The sequence below is a fragment of the Rhodoferax sp. GW822-FHT02A01 genome (assembly GCF_038784515.1).
GTDB lineage: Bacteria > Pseudomonadota > Gammaproteobacteria > Burkholderiales > Burkholderiaceae_C > Allorhodoferax.
The window spans coordinates 2,537,074-2,554,061 of record NZ_CP152376.1; the positions used below are offsets into that span (position 1 = coordinate 2,537,074).

Annotated in this window: 13 protein-coding genes, 1 tRNA gene and 1 riboswitch; of the genes, 11 read left to right on the top strand and 3 right to left on the bottom strand. The window is 60.5% G+C overall.

Annotated features, from left to right (window positions below; genetic code table 11):
• Positions 1 to 2: 2 nt before the first annotated feature.
• Positions 3 to 848, bottom strand: a complete 846-nt coding sequence (locus tag AAGF34_RS11895; RefSeq protein WP_342620811.1) for an ABC transporter permease — start codon at positions 846 to 848, stop codon at positions 3 to 5.
• A 53-nt stretch (positions 849 to 901) separates the two neighbouring features.
• A riboswitch (guanidine-I (ykkC/yxkD leader) is annotated at positions 902 to 1,004 on the bottom strand.
• 168 nt (positions 1,005 to 1,172) lie between these two features.
• Between AAGF34_RS11895 and AAGF34_RS11900 the strand changes: the two genes are divergently transcribed.
• Entirely contained in the window at positions 1,173 to 1,316 is a 144-nt protein-coding gene (locus AAGF34_RS11900; protein WP_342620812.1) for a DUF3149 domain-containing protein, read from the top strand.
• On the opposite strand, the gene AAGF34_RS11905 is transcribed toward AAGF34_RS11900, so the two are convergent.
• Positions 1,273 to 1,608: a DUF2917 domain-containing protein gene (locus AAGF34_RS11905; protein ID WP_342620813.1), complete on the bottom strand. Its 336-nt coding sequence runs from the start codon at positions 1,606 to 1,608 to the stop codon at positions 1,273 to 1,275. The genes AAGF34_RS11900 and AAGF34_RS11905 overlap by 44 nt on opposite strands.
• Before the next feature lie 185 nt (positions 1,609 to 1,793).
• Here AAGF34_RS11905 and AAGF34_RS11910 point away from each other — a divergent pair, with 185 nt between their 5' ends.
• The 4 genes from AAGF34_RS11910 to AAGF34_RS11925 all read left to right on the top strand — a co-directional run bounded on the left by AAGF34_RS11910 (position 1,794) and on the right by AAGF34_RS11925 (position 9,615).
• Complete coding sequence (locus AAGF34_RS11910) at positions 1,794 to 3,314, top strand: PLP-dependent aminotransferase family protein (RefSeq protein ID WP_342620814.1); 1,521 nt, start codon at positions 1,794 to 1,796, stop codon at positions 3,312 to 3,314.
• Between the two features lie 220 nt (positions 3,315 to 3,534).
• On the top strand, positions 3,535 to 4,338 hold the full coding sequence (locus AAGF34_RS11915; protein WP_342620815.1) for a transporter substrate-binding domain-containing protein: 804 nt from the start codon (positions 3,535 to 3,537) through the stop codon (positions 4,336 to 4,338).
• Positions 4,339 to 4,367: 29 nt separating this feature from the next.
• A complete protein-coding gene (locus tag AAGF34_RS11920) occupies positions 4,368 to 7,412 on the top strand; it encodes a response regulator (RefSeq protein ID WP_342620816.1) in 3,045 nt (1,014 codons plus the stop codon).
• Positions 7,405 to 9,615, top strand: a complete 2,211-nt coding sequence (locus tag AAGF34_RS11925) for an EAL domain-containing protein (RefSeq protein ID WP_342620817.1) — start codon at positions 7,405 to 7,407, stop codon at positions 9,613 to 9,615. Before AAGF34_RS11920 ends, AAGF34_RS11925 begins: the two co-directional genes overlap by 8 nt.
• Positions 9,616 to 9,645: 30 nt before the next feature.
• On the opposite strand, the gene AAGF34_RS11930 is transcribed toward AAGF34_RS11925, so the two are convergent.
• On the bottom strand, positions 9,646 to 10,608 hold the full coding sequence (locus AAGF34_RS11930) for a chemotaxis protein (protein WP_342620818.1): 963 nt from the start codon (positions 10,606 to 10,608) through the stop codon (positions 9,646 to 9,648).
• Positions 10,609 to 10,771: 163 nt separating this feature from the next.
• Between AAGF34_RS11930 and AAGF34_RS11935 the strand changes: the two genes are divergently transcribed.
• The 6 genes from AAGF34_RS11935 to AAGF34_RS11960 all read left to right on the top strand — a co-directional run bounded on the left by AAGF34_RS11935 (position 10,772) and on the right by AAGF34_RS11960 (position 16,790).
• Complete coding sequence (locus tag AAGF34_RS11935; protein ID WP_342620819.1) at positions 10,772 to 12,883, top strand: methyl-accepting chemotaxis protein; 2,112 nt, start codon at positions 10,772 to 10,774, stop codon at positions 12,881 to 12,883.
• Positions 12,884 to 12,929: 46 nt separating this feature from the next.
• Positions 12,930 to 13,004, top strand: a tRNA-Arg gene (locus AAGF34_RS11940).
• 176 nt (positions 13,005 to 13,180) lie between these two features.
• Positions 13,181 to 14,407, top strand: a complete 1,227-nt coding sequence (locus AAGF34_RS11945) for an integrase arm-type DNA-binding domain-containing protein (RefSeq protein ID WP_342620820.1) — start codon at positions 13,181 to 13,183, stop codon at positions 14,405 to 14,407.
• A gap of 50 nt (positions 14,408 to 14,457) precedes the next feature.
• Entirely contained in the window at positions 14,458 to 14,865 is a 408-nt protein-coding gene (locus tag AAGF34_RS11950) for a transposase (RefSeq protein WP_342616765.1), read from the top strand.
• Positions 14,862 to 15,194: an IS66 family insertion sequence element accessory protein TnpB gene (gene tnpB / locus AAGF34_RS11955; protein ID WP_342616766.1), complete on the top strand. Its 333-nt coding sequence runs from the start codon at positions 14,862 to 14,864 to the stop codon at positions 15,192 to 15,194. Before AAGF34_RS11950 ends, tnpB begins: the two co-directional genes overlap by 4 nt.
• Before the next feature lie 81 nt (positions 15,195 to 15,275).
• Positions 15,276 to 16,790 carry an IS66 family transposase gene (locus AAGF34_RS11960; RefSeq protein ID WP_342621033.1) on the top strand — a complete coding sequence of 505 codons (1,515 nt, stop codon included), beginning with the start codon at positions 15,276 to 15,278 and terminating at the stop codon, positions 16,788 to 16,790.
• Positions 16,791 to 16,988: the final 198 nt, after the last annotated feature.

The following is a 16,988-nucleotide window of genomic DNA, read 5'->3' on the forward strand; positions in this document are numbered from 1 at the left end:
CATTAACCTTTGCTGTGCAGCCAGGGGAAGGAGCGGCGATGCAACCAGCGGAAGGCCTGGTCCATCAGCAGGCCGATCAGGCCGATCAGGATGATTCCGCCGAAGATGGTGTCGGTCTTGAGGAAGCGTTGCGCCTTGAGGATGGAGTAGCCCAGGCCGGAGTTGGCAGCCACCAGTTCGGCCACCACCAGATAGGTCCAGGCCCAGCCCATGGTCAGGCGCAGGGTATCCAGGATGGCGGGCTTGGCCGACTGCAGCAGCACCAGCTGCACGATCTCACCGCGGTCTGCACCCATGGTCTGCGCCGCCTCGATCTGCGCCCGTGGCACCAGCCGCACGTTCTCGGCCACCATCAGCACCATCTGGAAGAAGGTGCCTATGAAGATGATGGAAATCTTGGCGCTCTCGCCAATGCCCAGCCACAGCATCACCAGCGGAATGAAGGCCACGGCCGGCATGTAGCGGATGAAGTCGGTGAGCGGCTCCAGGATCGCCTCAATCGGCTTGAAAGCGCCTATCAGCAAGCCCAGCGGCAGGGCAAATACGGCCGAGAGGACAAACCCGGCAAGCACCCGGTACATGCTGATCATGGTGTCGCCCCAGAGGTCGTCCTCCATCATCCAGCCAAATAGCCGCGTGACCACCTGTACCGGCCCGGGAAGGAACACCGGGTCCACATAGCCCGACTCCGTGAGCACGGCCCAGGCCACCAGGGGCAGCAGCAGGCCCAAGCCGGCAAAGAGCCAGTACTGGGTGCGGGAGATGGAGGCTGCAATCGACCAGATGCTGGGTTTCTTGACCCGTGGTGCAACGTCTGGCGGCAGATAGAGGGACTGTGTATTTTGCAAATCAGGCTCCAGGTAAAAACAAAAACGCGAGAGGTCAGGCGGCGTTAACCGTGATCTCCCGGGCTTTTATCCCTCCGTGGAACCGCACTTGCGTGCAGCCGACCGCTCTTGGACCAGGCAGTGCGCATGGCACCCGGAACCCTAGCTGTCTTGAATGACTGAAACTAAAAAATGATTAAGGCTTGGCGTTTTCCTCTCGCAAACAGCTGAGCAATATCAATGCCAACATTCGCGTGCACCAGACTGTGCACATTGTTTGATGCACATCACAGCCCCCTTTGCCCCCGTGCGTATTCTGCAAACCAGATTGCAAAGGAGTAAGCCATGAAATTGATGCAAGACCTTCTCTCAACCGACTACGGCCTGATGAGTCTGGCCGTGATCGTCATCGTGCTGGGCATGGCCGTCTGGTACGCCCGCTTCTTCAAGCGGAAAATGGACGAAGCAGAAGCCAACCACAGCGTTTGATCAGGCTGGCACGCGGTCGCGTGCCCTGCTGTATCTGCTGGGTCAGTGGTACCAGCCGGTAAAGCGCTGGCTGTGCCGGTGTGCTTGCCGGACTCCAGTCGCTCTGGATCAGTACCAGGTCCTCATGCAGATCCATGACGGAGCCGGCTGCCAGGAAACGGTCCACCGCATCGCAGGGCCGGGTCAGCCACAGGCTGCCGCCCAGGACTTCCAGACGAAAGCCTTCACCCGCATTGATCAGGCGGGTCTGACGGGGTAATAGGACGGACGGCTCGGGCTGCTGAGGGTACATGGGTTTTCTCCGGTAGTGATGGCTCAACTGTCTGCCGATGTGCGGCTCTTGCCCATATATACAGAAGGACAACCTGTACCGGTGCACACAGAAGCGGCGATGCATCTGTGCTGGTCTGGTTCGGGTTCATCTGTACTGCTTTTTTGCCTGCGGTTGGGGCACCACGGAGCGGTGTTGGCGTTACCATGGAACGCATGGCAACCGAGGCGCCCCTCCTGTATTTGCAGATCGCACTGCGCTGCGCGCAGTTGATCGCGTCTGGCGCCCTGCAAACCGGGCAGCGCCTGCCTTCGGTGCGCGATTCGGCAGCACAGAACCATGTGTCGGTGGCCACTGTGGTGCAGGCCTATCGCTATCTGGAAGAGCACGGCGTGGTGACGCCGCGCCACAAGTCGGGCTATTTCGTGACCACTGCCAGCCGGGCCAAGGCAGCCGGCGTGGTGCGGGCCATCCAGCATGCGCCTGAAGTGCCCAAGGGCCAGCCGGACAACGCAGCGAACGTCCTGGAAAGGCCGGCGGTCAGCTTTGCCGGATACAGCCCCAAGGACAAGGACTTTTTCGACAATGATCGTATCCGCGTGGCGGTCAGCCGCGCCGCGCGGCTCAAGCGCGACACCTTTACCGATTACAGCAGCTCGTCCGGCACGCTGGCCCTGCGCAATGCCGTGGCTTTGCGCGCCTTGCATCTGGGCTGTGCGCTCAAGGGCGAGAACATCGTCATCACATCGGGCTGCATCAACGCGGTGGCCATGTGCCTGCAGGCGGTGACCAAGCCCGGTGACCTGGTGGCCATTGAAAGTCCGACGTTCTTCGGCTTTCTGGATTTGCTGGAGTCGCTCAACCTCAAGGCCATTGCCTTGCCCACAGACCCGCGCACCGGCGTGTCGCTGCCCGCGCTGCAGCTCGCCTTGGACACGCAGCCGATCAAGGCCTTGCTGCTGGTGCCCACGCTATCCAATCCGCTGGCCTCCATCATGCCGCTGACGCACAAGCGCGCGCTGGCGCGGCTGGTGGCCCAGTACCAGGTGCCGCTGATCGAGGACGTGGTGTTCAATGACCTGCTGGCCACCGACTTCCGGCGGCGTGCGGTCAAGGCCTTTGACAGCGAAGGCTGGGTCATGACCTGCGGCTCGTTTGCCAAGACCGTGTCGCCCGGCATCCGTCTGGGCTGGGTTGAGGCCGGGCGCTGGAGCAAGGAGCTATCTACGCTGAAGCGGGTGCAGGGCACCTCCACCAACGCGGTGCTGGAATATGCACTGGCCGACCTGTTGACGCAGGGCAGTTACGAGGCGCATTTGCGCCGCTTGAGTGCGCTCATGAAACAGCGTCTGGGCCAGGCCCGCAAGCTGATCCAGGCCAGCTTTCCGGTGGGTACCCGCGTCAATGATCCACCTGCCGGATACACGCTGTGGGTGGAGCTGCCCGGTGAGGTGGACACCATGGTGCTGTTTGCGTTGTGCAAGGCGCAAGGCATTACCGTGGGGCCGGGCCAGCTGTTTTGCACCAGCCACCGTTACCGGCATTGCTTGCGCCTGAGTTTTGCCGGCGCCTGGGGGCCGCAGGAGCAGGCGGCCCTGACGCAGGTGGGGCGGTTGGCCTGCCAGCTGGTGGAGGGGCTGGACGATGAAACCAGCCGTGCTGCGATGGATGCATCGCGCATGGACTTCATCAGCAAGGCGGACGTTTCAGCCTACGATTTGTGGTGAGCCGAGGCATCCTGCGCGCGCAGGGCATGCAAAAAGGTCTTGCATAGGTATTTGAAGACGCCCATAGTTGTGGGGGGAGGGAACATCGACACAGGTCGATGGTTTCAATGGCGTCCGAAAAGACCTTGAAAGCGGGAATATGAAGGTTCGCGTACTTTGCTTCGGCCGGTGGCGGTGCTTGTTGTCACTTTTGCTGCTTGCGTGGGGGGGATTTCAACCCTTGCACGTCGCCTGGGCCGCAGAAACAAGGCTTGCGGTGTTCCCGACCGGGCCCATCTACGAGTACCGCTGGAAGTTGCTGGAGCTGGCGTTGTCCCATGTGCGCGGCGCCAGCACAAGCTACCAGCTGACGCCCTACCAGGAAGACATCACACAAAACCGCGGCATGGAGTTGCTGCAATCCGGCGAGTTGGATGTGATCGCGCTGGGAACCAATGTGGAACGCGAAAGCCAGATGCTGCCGATCAAGATCGACATCCTGCGCGGCATCGTCGGGTTTCGCATTTTTGTGATCCGCGCGACGGATCAGGACCGCATTGCCCGCATGGACGCTGCCGCACTGCAGCAGCAACTGGTATTTGGCCTGAACAGCCAATGGGCCGATCTGCCGGTCATGCGTGCCAACGGGTTCTCGGTGGAGACTTCACCCAACTACGAGAACCTCTTCGTCATGCTATCGGCCAAGCGCTTTGATGCGTTTCCCCGAGGATTGAACGAGGCGGCGCGCGAGCTGGAGGAGCGCAAGGTCCGCTATCCGCTGCTGGCCGTGGAGCAAAGCAAGGCCTTGTTCTTTCCCTATCCAGTGTATTTCTGGGTCAACAAGAAGAACAAATCCTTGGCCGGGCAGATCGAGCGCGGCTTGCGGGCAGCGCTGGCAGACGGGTCGTTTCGCCAGCTGTTCGAGACGTACCACGCCAACGAAATCGCCACTTTGGCGAAAGAGAAGCGCACGGTAGTGCGCATGACCAACCCGATCTTGCCGCCCGGAACACCGCCTACGGATACCAGCTGGTGGTGGCACTAAGATGCCTGGCATCACGGCAAAGAATACCGATGCAGTTTACGCAAACACTTTCTCAGCGCCTCATCTACACCCTGCTTCCCTGGTATTTGCTGGTTGCTATCGGCATGACGGGCGTGCAGCTTGTCATTCAATATGCCAATGTGGGGCGGGACATAGAAAGCGATCTGGCCACGTTGGGGCGCACCATCTCGCCGACCGTCGTTGGTGCGGTGTGGCAGCTGGATTCGGCGCAACTGGCAACCCTTGTTCAAGGGGTTCGCCAAAACGCGATTGTTTCTGGCGTTCAGATTGAGAGCAGCACGGGTGAAGTGCTGGCCGAGGATGGCCATGTGCCTTCGACGGACCTCGATGCGGCAGGCATTTTTCCCAACGCCGAGAAGCTGATCCGGCTCCCCCTGTACCACCAATCCATGCGGGGTCGTGACAATTTGATCGGAACCCTGAAGATGTACTCGGATCGCAAGGTCATCTGGGACCGCACCAAGTACGGCGTCCTCGTCATCCTGCTCAATTCGCTGGTGGTGACCACGGCCTTGTGGCTGCTGTTCAGGTGGGCCGTGCGGCGCAAGCTCTCCGATCACGTGACGCGTCTGGCCAGGGCGGTGGCGGATGGGCGCAACCAGCCGCAGGCGGTGCCGCTGGAGCCTTTGCACTACCCCTTTGTGGATGAGTTGGGTGAACTGGTCAAGGCGTTCGATGTGAGCCGCTTCCGGCTGTTCGAGTCCATGCAGAAGCTCAATGCGCTGAACCAGAACCTCGAGAAGATCGTGGCTGAGCGCACCCTGGAGCTGCGGCAAGCCAAGGAGCAGGCCGAGTCTGCGACCCGGGCTAAATCGGACTTCCTGGCCAATATGAGCCATGAAATCCGCACACCCATGAACGCCATCCTGGGCATGCTGTACCTGGCACTGAAGGAGGACATGCCCCAGGGTCTGCGCAACCGTCTTACCAAGGCCCAGGGCGCGGCTAATTCCCTGCTGGGCATCATCAGTGACATTCTGGATTTTTCAAAGATCGAAGCCGGCAAGCTGGATATGGAGCAGGTGGAGTTCGGTCTGGATGCAGTGCTGGAGCAGCTTGCCGATACGCTGAGCTTCCAGGCCGAGCACAAGGGGATTGAATTCCTCATCCGCTACAACCCGGGCATTCCACCCCGGCTCATCGGCGATCCCTTGCGCCTGGGGCAGGTGCTGATCAATCTGTGCGGCAATGCGGTGAAGTTCACTGAGCGGGGGCAGGTGGAGCTGTCCTTGCAGTGCATCAGCAGCACGCAGTCGGACGTCATGCTGCAATTCACCGTGCGCGATTCGGGTATCGGCATTGCACCCGACGTGCAGCCCAAACTGTTTGAGAAGTTCACGCAGGCCGACCAGACCACCACGCGCCGATTTGGCGGAACGGGTCTGGGCCTGGCCATTTGCAAGCACCTGTGCAGCCTGATGGGCGGGCGCATCTGGCTGGAGGAGTCTGAGTTGGGCCGCGGCACCACGGTGTGCTTTACTGTGCGGCTGCAGATTGCGCAGGGTGCCCTGCTGCACCAGCGTCAGCTGGTGGATCAGGTCGGGCCTTTGCTCAAGGGCGTGCGCGTGCTGCTGGTGGACGACAACCAGGTTTCGCTGGAGATCCTGTCGGAGATGCTGCGCTTCTTCCAGATGGATGTGGTGGCCGTATCCAACGGCCCCGCCGTGCTGGCGGCGCTGGAAAAACCGGGCTCACCCTGTGACCTGCTGCTGATGGATTGGCGCATGCCCGGAATGAATGGCGATGAAGTGGCCAGACGTGTGCACGGCAGCGCCGCCATTGCGCACAAGCCCAAAATCGTGGTGGTGACGGCCTATGGGCGCGAGGACGTGATGCGTCTGTGCGAACAGGCCGGAGTGGATGGTTTTCTGGTCAAGCCGGTGACGCCATCGTCCATGCTGGACACCATCTTGTCCGTGCTGGGACGTCGGCGCATTCTCAGCGACGGCGAAAGCGGCAAACACAAGCTACCGCTGGGCCTGTCCCAGACCCAACTGGCCGGGGCGCGCCTGCTGCTGGTGGAAGACAACGATATCAACCGCGAGTTTGCAACCGAGCTGTTGCGCAGCGAGGGCATTGAAGTGGACGAGGCTGTCAACGGCCAGGAGGCGGTGATGAAGGTGCAGGCCTCTAGCTACGACGCCGTGCTGATGGACGTCCAGATGCCGGTGATGGATGGGCTGGAGGCTGCGCGACGGATCCGTGCATTGGCCGGACAGCCCAACGGGGCGTATTTCCGTGACATTCCCATCATTGCCATGACCGCCTTGGCCATGGCCAAGGACGCAGACCAGAGCCGTGCCGCCGGCATGAACGACCACGTCACCAAACCCATATCGCCGGAACGGCTCATGGCAACCTTGTCCCAATGGGTTCGCCTGCCCCGGCAGGGCATGGGATTTGCGCCGACGGAGGTGGCACGCAAGAACGTGGAGCTACCCGACGAGCTGCTGGCTGCCTCCAGTCTGGATGCGGTGGAGGGGGTGCGGCGCATCGGTGGCAATCTGGACGCCTATTGCAGGCAGTTGCAACGTTTTCGCGACCACTATCCCAAGGCCATCGAAGATTTGCGTGCGGCCTGCCAGAACCAGGGTGTGCAGGTCGCGGAGCATCTGTGCCATGCACTGCGGGGCGTGGCTGGCAATCTGGGAGCCTATCTGCTCTATGACAAATTGAAGATTCTGGAGAGCACGCTCAAGCAAGGCCGCGTGCCTGCGCCCCAGGACATGGACGATGCCCATGCCCTGATGGTGAACGTCTTGCGCGACATAGATGCAGTGCTGCTGAGCACCATGCCCGCAGTCGCCGAGAAGCCCCAGACACTGTCGACCACGGAATGGCAGTCGTTGCTGCAACGGTTGGGCCATGCGCTGGATTACGATCTGGGTGCCGCCGATGGACTGATTGCACAACTGCGCGCCGGTACGCTAAAGACCGCCATGGAAGCCGAAGTGGCAGAACTTGCGAGACTGGTGGACGTATTTGATATCGATGCGGCGCAAGACCTGCTGAAGGCACTGCAAGCCAAGCAACTGGACAGACAACATGAATGAAACCGACCAAGTGTTGAACAATGGCAAGCCCCGGCTATTGATTGTTGACGATGTTCCGGAGAACCTGCACGCATTGATGAGCGTGCTGCGCGATGACTACACCATTTCGGCGGCTGTCAACGGCCAGAAGGCACTGGAGCTGGCCAGGCGTGCGCCCCAGCCGGACCTGATCTTGCTGGACATCAAGATGCCGGGAATGGACGGCTATTCCGTACTTTCCGAACTGAAGATAGATGCCGCCACCGCCAACATACCGGTCATGTTCCTGACGGGACTGAGCGATGCGGCAGACCAGACGCGCGGATTGTCCCTCGGTGTGGCGGACTACATCACCAAGCCGGTCAATCCCGACCTGCTCAAGGTGCGTATCCGCAATCTGCTGGAGTTGCGCCGCATCCGCAGCCACCCGGTGCTGTTTGACATTGCAGCTCAGCGCGACACGGGCCAGACCGCATCCATTCTGGTGGTGGATGATGTGCCGGAAAACATCCACGAGCTGGTGGGGGCGCTCTCCAGCGAATACCGGATCATGGTGGCCAACAGTGGCCTCAAGGCGCTGGACATCGTGCAGCACGGGGAACCGCCGGACCTGATCCTGCTGGACATCCGCATGCCCGGACTGGACGGCTACGAAATCTGCCGGCGCATCAAGGCCATGCCTACAGGCAATGGCATTCCCGTGATCTTTGTGACCGTGGTCGATGCGCCGCAAGAAAAGGTCAAGGGCTTTGCGCTGGGGGCGGCGGACTACATCACCAAGCCGTTTGATGTGGATGAGGTGCGGGCACGCATCCAGACCCATCTGGAGCTGGCGCGTCTGCGCCGCTTTCTGGAAAACCTGGTAGCGCAGCGCACGGCCCTGCTCAAGATCAGTGAGGAGAAGTACCGGATCCTGGCGCACCGGGACACGCTTACCGGCTTGCCCAATCGTGTGTTGTTTGCGGAGCAGTTGGCGCATGCCATTGCACAGTCACAGCGCAACCAGAGCCAGTTTGCGCTGCTCACCCTGGACCTGGACAACTTCGCCACCATCAATGAAAGTCTGGGGCATAGCGTGGGTGACAAGCTGTTGCTGGCAGTCAGCCAGCGCCTGCAAGGACTGCTTCCCGATAGCGATGCCATCGCGCGGGTGGGGGGAGACGAATTCAACATCATCCTGGACAGCACTTCGCCCGATCCCTGGGTGGACTTGCAGGCGCAGCGCATGATTGACGCGTTGACCCTGCCGTTCGTCGTGGATGACCACAGCATCTATGTAGGTGCCAGCATTGGCATCGCCCTGTTTCCCGATGACGCATCCACTGCAGAGCAGCTGCTGAGCAATGCGGACGCTGCCATGCACCGCGCCAAGGCCGAGGGGCGCAGCACCTTGCGTTTCTTTTCGCCCGACATGTCGCGACAGGCCCGTGCGCGCTTGAACCTGGAAGCCAACCTGCGACGGGCGCTGGACCAGAACGAATTGCGCCTGCACTACCAGCCGCAAGTGGCGTTGGCCAGCGGCCAAGTCGTGGGAGTGGAGGCCCTGGTGCGCTGGATGCATCCAGAACGTGGTCTGGTTCCGCCCAATGAGTTCATACCACTCGCCGAAGAAAGCGGCCTGATTGTTCGCCTGGGGGACTGGGTTCTGAATGAGGCCTGCCGACAGATACAGGCTTGGTCCGCAGCGGGTATTGCGCCTTTGCATACGGCGGTGAATGTATCGGCCGTTCAGCTCAGCCGCGGCAATCTGGTGGAGTCGGTCACAGCTGCGTTGCGCACCACGGGCATTGCACCTGAGCGTCTGGAACTGGAGATCACGGAGAGCTTCCTGATGTCCAACCGCGAGAAGTCCATCGAGTCCCTGGCCCAATTGCGCCAGCTGGGTGTGCGCCTGTCGATCGACGACTTCGGCACCGGTTACTCATCGCTTTCCTATCTGCAGCAGATCAAGGTGCACAAGCTCAAGGTGGACATGTCATTCGTGAAGAACATCACGACCAATGCCAGCAATGCCTCCATCGTCAAGGCCATTGTCGCCATGGGGCACAGCCTGGGACTGGAAATCATCGCCGAAGGCGTGGAGTCGAAAGAGCAAGCCTTGTACCTGTCGGGCATGGGCTGTGACGTGATGCAGGGGTTCCTGATCAGTCGCGGCTTGCCGGCAGAAGCCTTGACGGAGTTCCTGGCGAGCTACAAACCTTCCAGCTTTTCGCACGGCGGCTGAGGGCCGCACGCGCGGGTGCCGTCTGGGCGCCTAGCGCGAACCGGCAACTACTTTCAGGATATTGCTGCCCAGTTCCTCGGCCACGAACTTCGCCACATAGGCATCTGCGCCTGCGCTTCTGGCATGGTTCTCCGACGCGGTTCCTGAGAGCGAGGAGTGCACCATCACCGGAATGCCGCTGTAGCGCGGATCATCCTTGATGTTGCGGGTAAGGGTGAAGCCATCCATCTCCGGCATTTCCAGGTCGGTCAGCACCAGTGCCACACGGTCGCGAATGGGGATGCCCTGGGCCTTGGACTGTGCATACAGACTGTCCAGTTTTTCCCAGGCTTCCTTGCCGCTCTTGGTCATGATGACCGGCAGGTTCATGGCCTTGAGGGCTTGTTCAATCATCATGCGTGCCACTGCGGAATCGTCAGCGGCCAGAATCACGGAGCCTGCCGGAATGGAGCCCTTGGGCATGATCGTGTCTTCGCGGAAGGTGTGGTGCTGGTCGGGGAATACGTCGCGCAGGATTTGCTCCACATCAAGCACCTGGGCCAGGCGACTGTTTTCCTTGTCGCCGTCCAGACGTGCGAGGCTGGTCACCAGCCCACCGCCGGTGCCTTCAGCGGAGAGTGCCTGTTTCCAGTCCAGACGCACGATTTCCACCACCTCTTCGACGGCAAAGGCTTGCGTGGTGCGGGCGAACTCGGTCACCAGCAGAATGCCTGTGCCTTTGGCTGGCGTGCAGCCCACAATCTTGGGCAGGTTGACGACCGGAATCAGTTGCCCGCGCACATTGGCAATGCCCATGACGTTGGGCCCGGCATTCACCATGGAAGTGATTTCCGGCATTACCATGATCTCGCGCACCTTGAATACATTGATGCCGAACAGTTCGTGCTTGAGCGCGCCACTGGGTTGCCCCAGGCGAAACAGCAGCAACTCGAACATGTTGTTGCTGGAGCTGGCGTTGCGTTTTTCCTTCTCGGAGGCAAATGAGGTGGCCATGGTGGGAGTCTCTCTGATGTCTATAGGTCGATAGCTTCAATCATGCATCAACTCGGGGCTGGCTTGCGTATTTCTGTTTGTACAGGGTTTGTCTCGGTTTTAGCAGCCATTTTGACATCTAGAATGAATCCGTTATCAGGGACATCTTTATCAGGTACGCACTATGGACAAATTCAAAGTCGGCACGCGTCTGGGCTTGGCATTTTGTCTGGTTCTCGTCATCACCGTGTTTCTGGCCATCATTGGGATGGCCCGTCTCGGAGCCCTGAAATCTGCCAGCCATGATCTGGTGGAAGTGCAGGTGCAACGTAGCACGCTGGCGCACCAGTGGGAGGCCAGCATCAACATCAACTGGGTACGCGCCGTCGCTTCCATGCGGTCTGCCGATGCCGGGTATGTGGATGTCCTGCAGAAGGAGATGGACGCCACCACCAAGTCCATCTCCGAAATCCAGAAAAAGCTGGAAACGCTGGTGCAGGATGATGCCGGCAAGGCGCTGATGGCCGATGTGGCCAAGAGTCGTGAGGCCTATCGCAATGCACGGGCCGAACTGCTGAAGAAAAAGAAGGCAGGGGAGGATGTTGCACCCCTGATAGATCACGATCTGCGGCCCATTGCAGAGACCTACCTCAAGGCACTGGCCGCATTCTCCCAACAGACTGAAAAGGCACTGACTTCCAGCCAGGAGGAGACCATTTCCGTAGGTGCCACCGGGCAATGGATTCTGGGTGTGGGGGCTGCCGTTGCGGTGGTGTTGGGTCTGGCGCTGGCCATCCTGTCCACGCGCTCCATCACGGTGCCCATCCGGCGTGCCGTGGCTTCCGCGCAAGCCATGGCCAGCGGTGATCTGGCCAGCGACATCCGCGTGGAAGGCAATGACGAAACCGCGCAAGTGCTGCAGGCGCTCTCCGAGATGCGCGGCAGTCTGGCGCGCATCGTAGGCAGTGTGCGCCAGGGTTCACAGGCCGTGGCAACAGCCAGTGCCGAGATCGCGCAAGGCAATAACGACTTGTCTGCACGTACCGAGCAACAGGCCAGTGCACTGGAGCAGACGGCGGCCAGCATGCAGGAGCTGGGCGCCACCGTGAAACAGAATGCGGAATCGGCGCGCCAGGCCAACCAGTTGGCCAGCAGCGCGTCGACAGTTGCGATCCAGGGCGGCGAAGTCGTGGGTCAGGTGGTGGACACCATGCGCGGCATCAATGAGTCTTCGCGCCGAATCTCCGACATCATCGGCGTTATCGACGGCATTGCATTCCAGACCAACATCCTGGCGCTCAATGCGGCCGTGGAAGCGGCGCGTGCGGGCGAACAGGGCCGCGGCTTTGCCGTAGTGGCATCTGAGGTTCGCGCTCTGGCCGGGCGCAGCGCAGAGGCTGCCAAGGAAATCAAGAATCTCATCAACGCCAGCGTCGAGCGTGTCGAGCAGGGCACGGTGTTGGTGGACAAGGCGGGCGAAACCATGACCGAAGTGGTCAGCTCCATCCGTCGGGTGACAGACATCATGGGCGAGATCAGTGCTGCCAGCAACGAGCAGAATCAAGGTGTCGCTCAGGTGGGGGAGGCAGTGGGCCAAATGGACAAGACCACCCAGCAGAACGCCGCACTGGTCGAGCAGATGGCGGCTGCCGCCGGCAGTCTCAAAGCACAGGCACAGGAGCTGGTGCAGACCGTGGCGGTCTTCAAGCTGGCGGGGAACGAGAGCGTCTATCGTCCTGTGCCGGCACCCGATATGGCACCAGCCGCAGCCATTGCCAGCGCACCGCGCGCGATTGCGCCGTCTGCCCCCAAACCCCTGCCCGCAGGCGGCTCCCGGGGTGATTCAGATGGTCTAGGCATCAATCTGGACAATGCCATCAAGGCCCATGCTGATTGGCGCACCAAGCTAAGGGCTGCGGCCTCCAAACACGAGAAGCTGGATGCAGAAACCATTGCCCGGGACGATTGCTGCGAAATGGGCAAGTGGTTGATGGGCAAAGGAAGTGCAAAATTTGCCAGCCAGCCCACTTTTGTGAGCCTGGTGGCAGGGCACAAGGCCTTCCACCAGGAGGCTGGCAAGGTCGCTCGCGCGGTCAATCAAGGTAGCGGCGACGTGGACGCCATGCTGGAGAGTGGTACAGCGTTTTCCAACGCGTCCAACGAGGTCACCCGACTGGTTGTGCAGCTCAAACGCGAAATTGCCAAGCCCGCCAGCCCGGCGTTGAAGGCGCCACCGCCCAAGGTCATGGACAGAGTTGCTTCCGCAGCGGCGGATGGTGAGTGGGAAACCTTCTAGTGCGTGAGGCTTCGACGAGCAGTCTGGCTACAATCCAGCTCTGTCTCCCGACATAGTTCAATGGATAGAACGGGGTCCTCCTAAGACTCAGATACAGGTTCGATTCCTGTTGTTGGGACCACCGGACGATCTCACAGCGTCTCAAGAACTCTCAAAACCCGCATGTTTCCTAGGCATGGCGGGTTTTTTGTTGCCTCACGTAGTCTCAAGCAGTACCATGACATACCAACAAAAGATTGGTATTTCTGTTGGTATTTCTAATTCCTGAAAATCGACATACCAACAAACTGGGGCTCCATGGCACTGACTGACACCTTCGTTAAGAACACCAAGCACAAAGGCTCTGCTGCAGGCGAAAAGTACTCTGATGGCGGTGGTCTGTACCTGCACATCACAGCCGCAGGCAAGTACTGGCGCATGGCCTACCGCTTTGCAGGCAAGCAGAAAACGTTGGCCCTGGGGGTGTATCCGGAAGTCTCACTGGCGAAGGCCCGCAAGCGCCGCGACGATGCCAAGGAAACGCTGGCCGAAGACGTTGACCCGGGTGTGGCCAAACGTGAAGAAAAGGCCGAGAAACTGGCCGCGGCTGCGAACACCTTTGAAGTGGTGGCGCGTGACTGGCTGGTCAAGACCAAGGCAAACCGTGCGCAAATCACCCAGGACAAGGTGACGGCCTGGCTAGAGAACGATGCTTTCCCTTACATCGGAAAGATGCCCATAACGAGCATCGGTCCTCGTGACATTCTGGAAAAGGTCATTCGCAAGGTGGAGGCCCGTGAAGCCATCGATACGGCGCACCGGCTAAAACAACTGTGCGGACAGGTGTTTCGCTATGCCGTGGTCTCGGGACTGGCTGAGCGTGACGTAACTGCAGACTTGCGCGAAGCGTTGGCCAGCAAGACCGGAACGCACTACGCAGCAATCACCGACCCTAAGCAGGTGGGGCAGCTGATGCGCTCCATTTTTGATTACACCGGGCACCCGTACACCGTGGCAGCGTTGAAGCTCACGCCGCTGGTGTTCTTGCGTCCTGGTGAGTTGCGCACGGCAGAATGGGCCGAGATGGATCTGGACGCCGCAGAGTGGCGCATTCCGGCAAGCAAAATGAAGATGAAAGTTGACCACCTGGTTCCGTTGTCGAAACAGGCGGTGGAGATACTGCGGGACATCCACCCTGTTACCGGCCATGGTCGGTATGTGTTCCCAAGCCTTCGCACAGGCGAGCGACCCATGAGCGAGAACACTATAAACGCCGCTTTGCGGGGTATGGGTTACGCCAAAGAGGTGCACAGCGCTCACGGTTTCCGGGCTACGGCACGCACCATCATGGACGAGGTTTTAGGCGAGCGTGTAGACCTGATCGAACATCAGCTATCCCATGCGGTCAAAGATCCCAATGGGCGCGCCTACAACCGCACTGCGCACCTTCCAGCGAGAAGGGAAATGATGCAGCGTTGGGCTGATTACCTGGACAAGCTGCGCGTTGGTGCGGAAGTCAGTAAGCGTCCGGCCATCCCATATTGAATCGACCTTGGTGATCAGGCATCGTCCCCACGAAGGAGATCGTGGAGACTATGGATCAAGTGTCGACAGTGCAGCGCCTCAAGCGGCGCGAGTACAGCGTGGAATTCAAGGCATCGGTGTTGGAGCAGTGTCGCCAGCCAGGCGCATCCCTGGCGGGCATTGCGCTGGGCCATGGCATCAACCCGAACATGGTGCACCGCTGGATACGCGAGGAGCGCCAACGCAGGGTGCTGACCGAGCTGCAACAGACGGCAGCAACCTTCGTGCCGCTGCAGCTTTCAGGGGCAGGCAATGCGGATGCCATAGCGATGAAGCACCTACCAGAGGCACCGCAGCCTGCTCACACCGGTGAGACCATCCACATTGAAATCCAGCGCGGCGGTGCCACCGTGAGCGTGCGCTGGCCACTTACGGGCGCTGCGCAATGTGCACAAGTGCTGCGTGAGTTGCTGCGTTGATCCGCATCGACTCAGTCTGGCTGGCGACTGCACCGCTGGACATGCGCGCTGGAACCGATACAGCGCTGGCCCGCGTGATCGCTGTCTTCGGTGCCGCACAGCCTCACCATGCCTATGTGTTCGCCAACAAGCGCGCCACCCGGCTCAAGATCCTGGTGCATGACGGCATTGGCATCTGGCTGGCTGCACGCCGGCTACACCAGGGCAAGTTCATATGGGCATCTGACTGCGACACCCACTGCAGTCTGGACCGAGTCCAGCTCGATGCCTTGGTGCTGGGCCTACCCTGGAAACGCGTGGGACAGGCCGGCGCCATTACCGTGGTGTGATCGCGGGCGGCATAGGCCCTACCTGCCAATTGGGGCATGCGCCAATGGCCTGCACACAGCGACTCTGGCACAGTCGTGGTCATGGTGGTGGAGCCGCAATCCCTGGAGAACCTGAACGCCGAGCAGTTGCGCGCGATGACAGCCCGACTGCTCACGGAACTGCGCCACAGCCAGGCCCTCAACGAAAAACTCACCTACGAGAACGCGCTGCTCAAGCGCATGAAATTCGCCGCCCAGTCTGAACGCTTCAGCGCCGATCAGCGCAGCCTGCTCGAAGACGAGATCGATGCGGACCTGGCAGCCGTGGCCGCAGAGATTGAGCAGCTAAGCCTGCCGGTATCTCCTGCGCAGGACAAGCGGCAGGCCAAACGCCAACCGTTGCCGGTCAACCTGCCACGCCGGGAGATTCGCCATGAACCCGACTCCACCACGTGTCAATGTGGCTGCCAGCTCAAGCGCATTGGCGAGGACGTAGCGGAGAAGCTGGACTATGTGCCCGGCGTCTTTACCGTGGAGCGTCATGTGCGCGGCAAGTGGGCATGTGCCAAGTGCGAGACCATCACCCAGGCGCCGATCGAAGCGCACGTTATCGACAAGGGTATCCCCACCGCCGGACTGCTGGCCAAGGTGCTGGTGGCCAAGTACGCGGACCATCTGCCGCTGTACCGCCAAGAGAGCATCTTCGGTCGGGCCGGTTTGGCCATCCCGCGCTCCACTCTGGCGCAATGGGTGGGAACTTGTGGCGTGCGCCTGCAGCCCCTGGTCGATGCACTGAAGGCTGAGATGCTGCAACATCGTGTACTGCATGCTGATGAAACGCCAGTGTCGATGCTCAAGCCAGGCGATGGCAAGACGCATCGCGCCTACCTATGGGCTTATGCGCCCGGAGCCTTCGAGGACATGAGGGCCGTGGTGTATGACTTCTGCGAGTCCAGGGCTGGCGAGCATGCACGCAAGTTCCTGGAGGACTGGCGCGGAAGTCTCACCTGCGATGATTTCAGCGGCTACAAAGCACTGATCGCCAGCGGTGTGACGGAGGTGGGGTGTCTGGCCCATGCGCGGCGCAAGTTCTTCGATCTGCACGCCGCCAGCAAGAGCTATATCGCCGAGTTTGCGCTGGCACAGTTTGCACTGGTCTACGAGATCGAGCGCGAGGTCAAGGAATTGGATGCAATGGAACGCCAGCGCATCCGCCAACAAAAGGCCAAGCCCGTGCTCGATGCCTTGCATGAATGGATGGGCTTGCAGCGCCAGAAGGTGCACGCCAGTTCAGCCACCGCCAAAGCATTGGACTACAGCTTGCGGCGATGGGAGGCGCTCACCCGGTTCGTCGATGACGGACGGCTTCCCGCGGATAACAACTGGATCGAGAACCAAATCCGCCCCATTGCCATTGGCCGCAACAACTGGTTGTTTGCCGGGAGTCTGCGCGCAGGCCAACGGGCTGCGGCAGTCATGAGCCTGATCCAGTCAGCACGCATGAATGGGCATGATCCCTATGCGTACCTGAAAGATGTGCTCACCCGGCTGCCTACACAACGGGCCAGCCAGATCGGCGAGCTATTGCCGCATCGCTGGCAATCCACTACCACCTGACGGACTACCGCGGCAGCTCTCAGCGGTCAACATGGGTTGGCCGCGCGCTTACAGAAGTCATTCCAATCAGGACTGCATAATTCGTCTCAAGGAGAACGGATTGGCTTGATTCTGCTCCTGAGCTATGGATGTCCAGAATTGATGTTGAGGCAGTGAGTAAGCGAGCAATTGGACGGCGCAGCAGGTAAATTTTCTGGA

What these genes read in the sequence shown, in the direction of transcription:
- AAGF34_RS11900 (WP_342620812.1), top strand. Translation starts at nt 1,173, where the DNA reads ATGAAATTGATGCAAGACCTTCTCTCAACCGACTACGGCCTGATGAGT.
- AAGF34_RS11905 (WP_342620813.1), bottom strand. Translation starts at nt 1,608, where the DNA reads ATGTACCCTCAGCAGCCCGAGCCGTCCGTCCTATTACCCCGTCAGACC.
- AAGF34_RS11910 (WP_342620814.1), top strand. Translation starts at nt 1,794, where the DNA reads ATGGAACGCATGGCAACCGAGGCGCCCCTCCTGTATTTGCAGATCGCA.
- AAGF34_RS11920 (WP_342620816.1), top strand. Translation starts at nt 4,368, where the DNA reads ATGCAGTTTACGCAAACACTTTCTCAGCGCCTCATCTACACCCTGCTT.
- AAGF34_RS11925 (WP_342620817.1), top strand. Translation starts at nt 7,405, where the DNA reads ATGAATGAAACCGACCAAGTGTTGAACAATGGCAAGCCCCGGCTATTG.
- AAGF34_RS11930 (WP_342620818.1), bottom strand. Translation starts at nt 10,608, where the DNA reads ATGGCCACCTCATTTGCCTCCGAGAAGGAAAAACGCAACGCCAGCTCC.
- AAGF34_RS11935 (WP_342620819.1), top strand. Translation starts at nt 10,772, where the DNA reads ATGGACAAATTCAAAGTCGGCACGCGTCTGGGCTTGGCATTTTGTCTG.
- AAGF34_RS11945 (WP_342620820.1), top strand. Translation starts at nt 13,181, where the DNA reads ATGGCACTGACTGACACCTTCGTTAAGAACACCAAGCACAAAGGCTCT.
- AAGF34_RS11950 (WP_342616765.1), top strand. Translation starts at nt 14,458, where the DNA reads ATGGATCAAGTGTCGACAGTGCAGCGCCTCAAGCGGCGCGAGTACAGC.
- AAGF34_RS11960 (WP_342621033.1), top strand. Translation starts at nt 15,276, where the DNA reads ATGGTGGTGGAGCCGCAATCCCTGGAGAACCTGAACGCCGAGCAGTTG.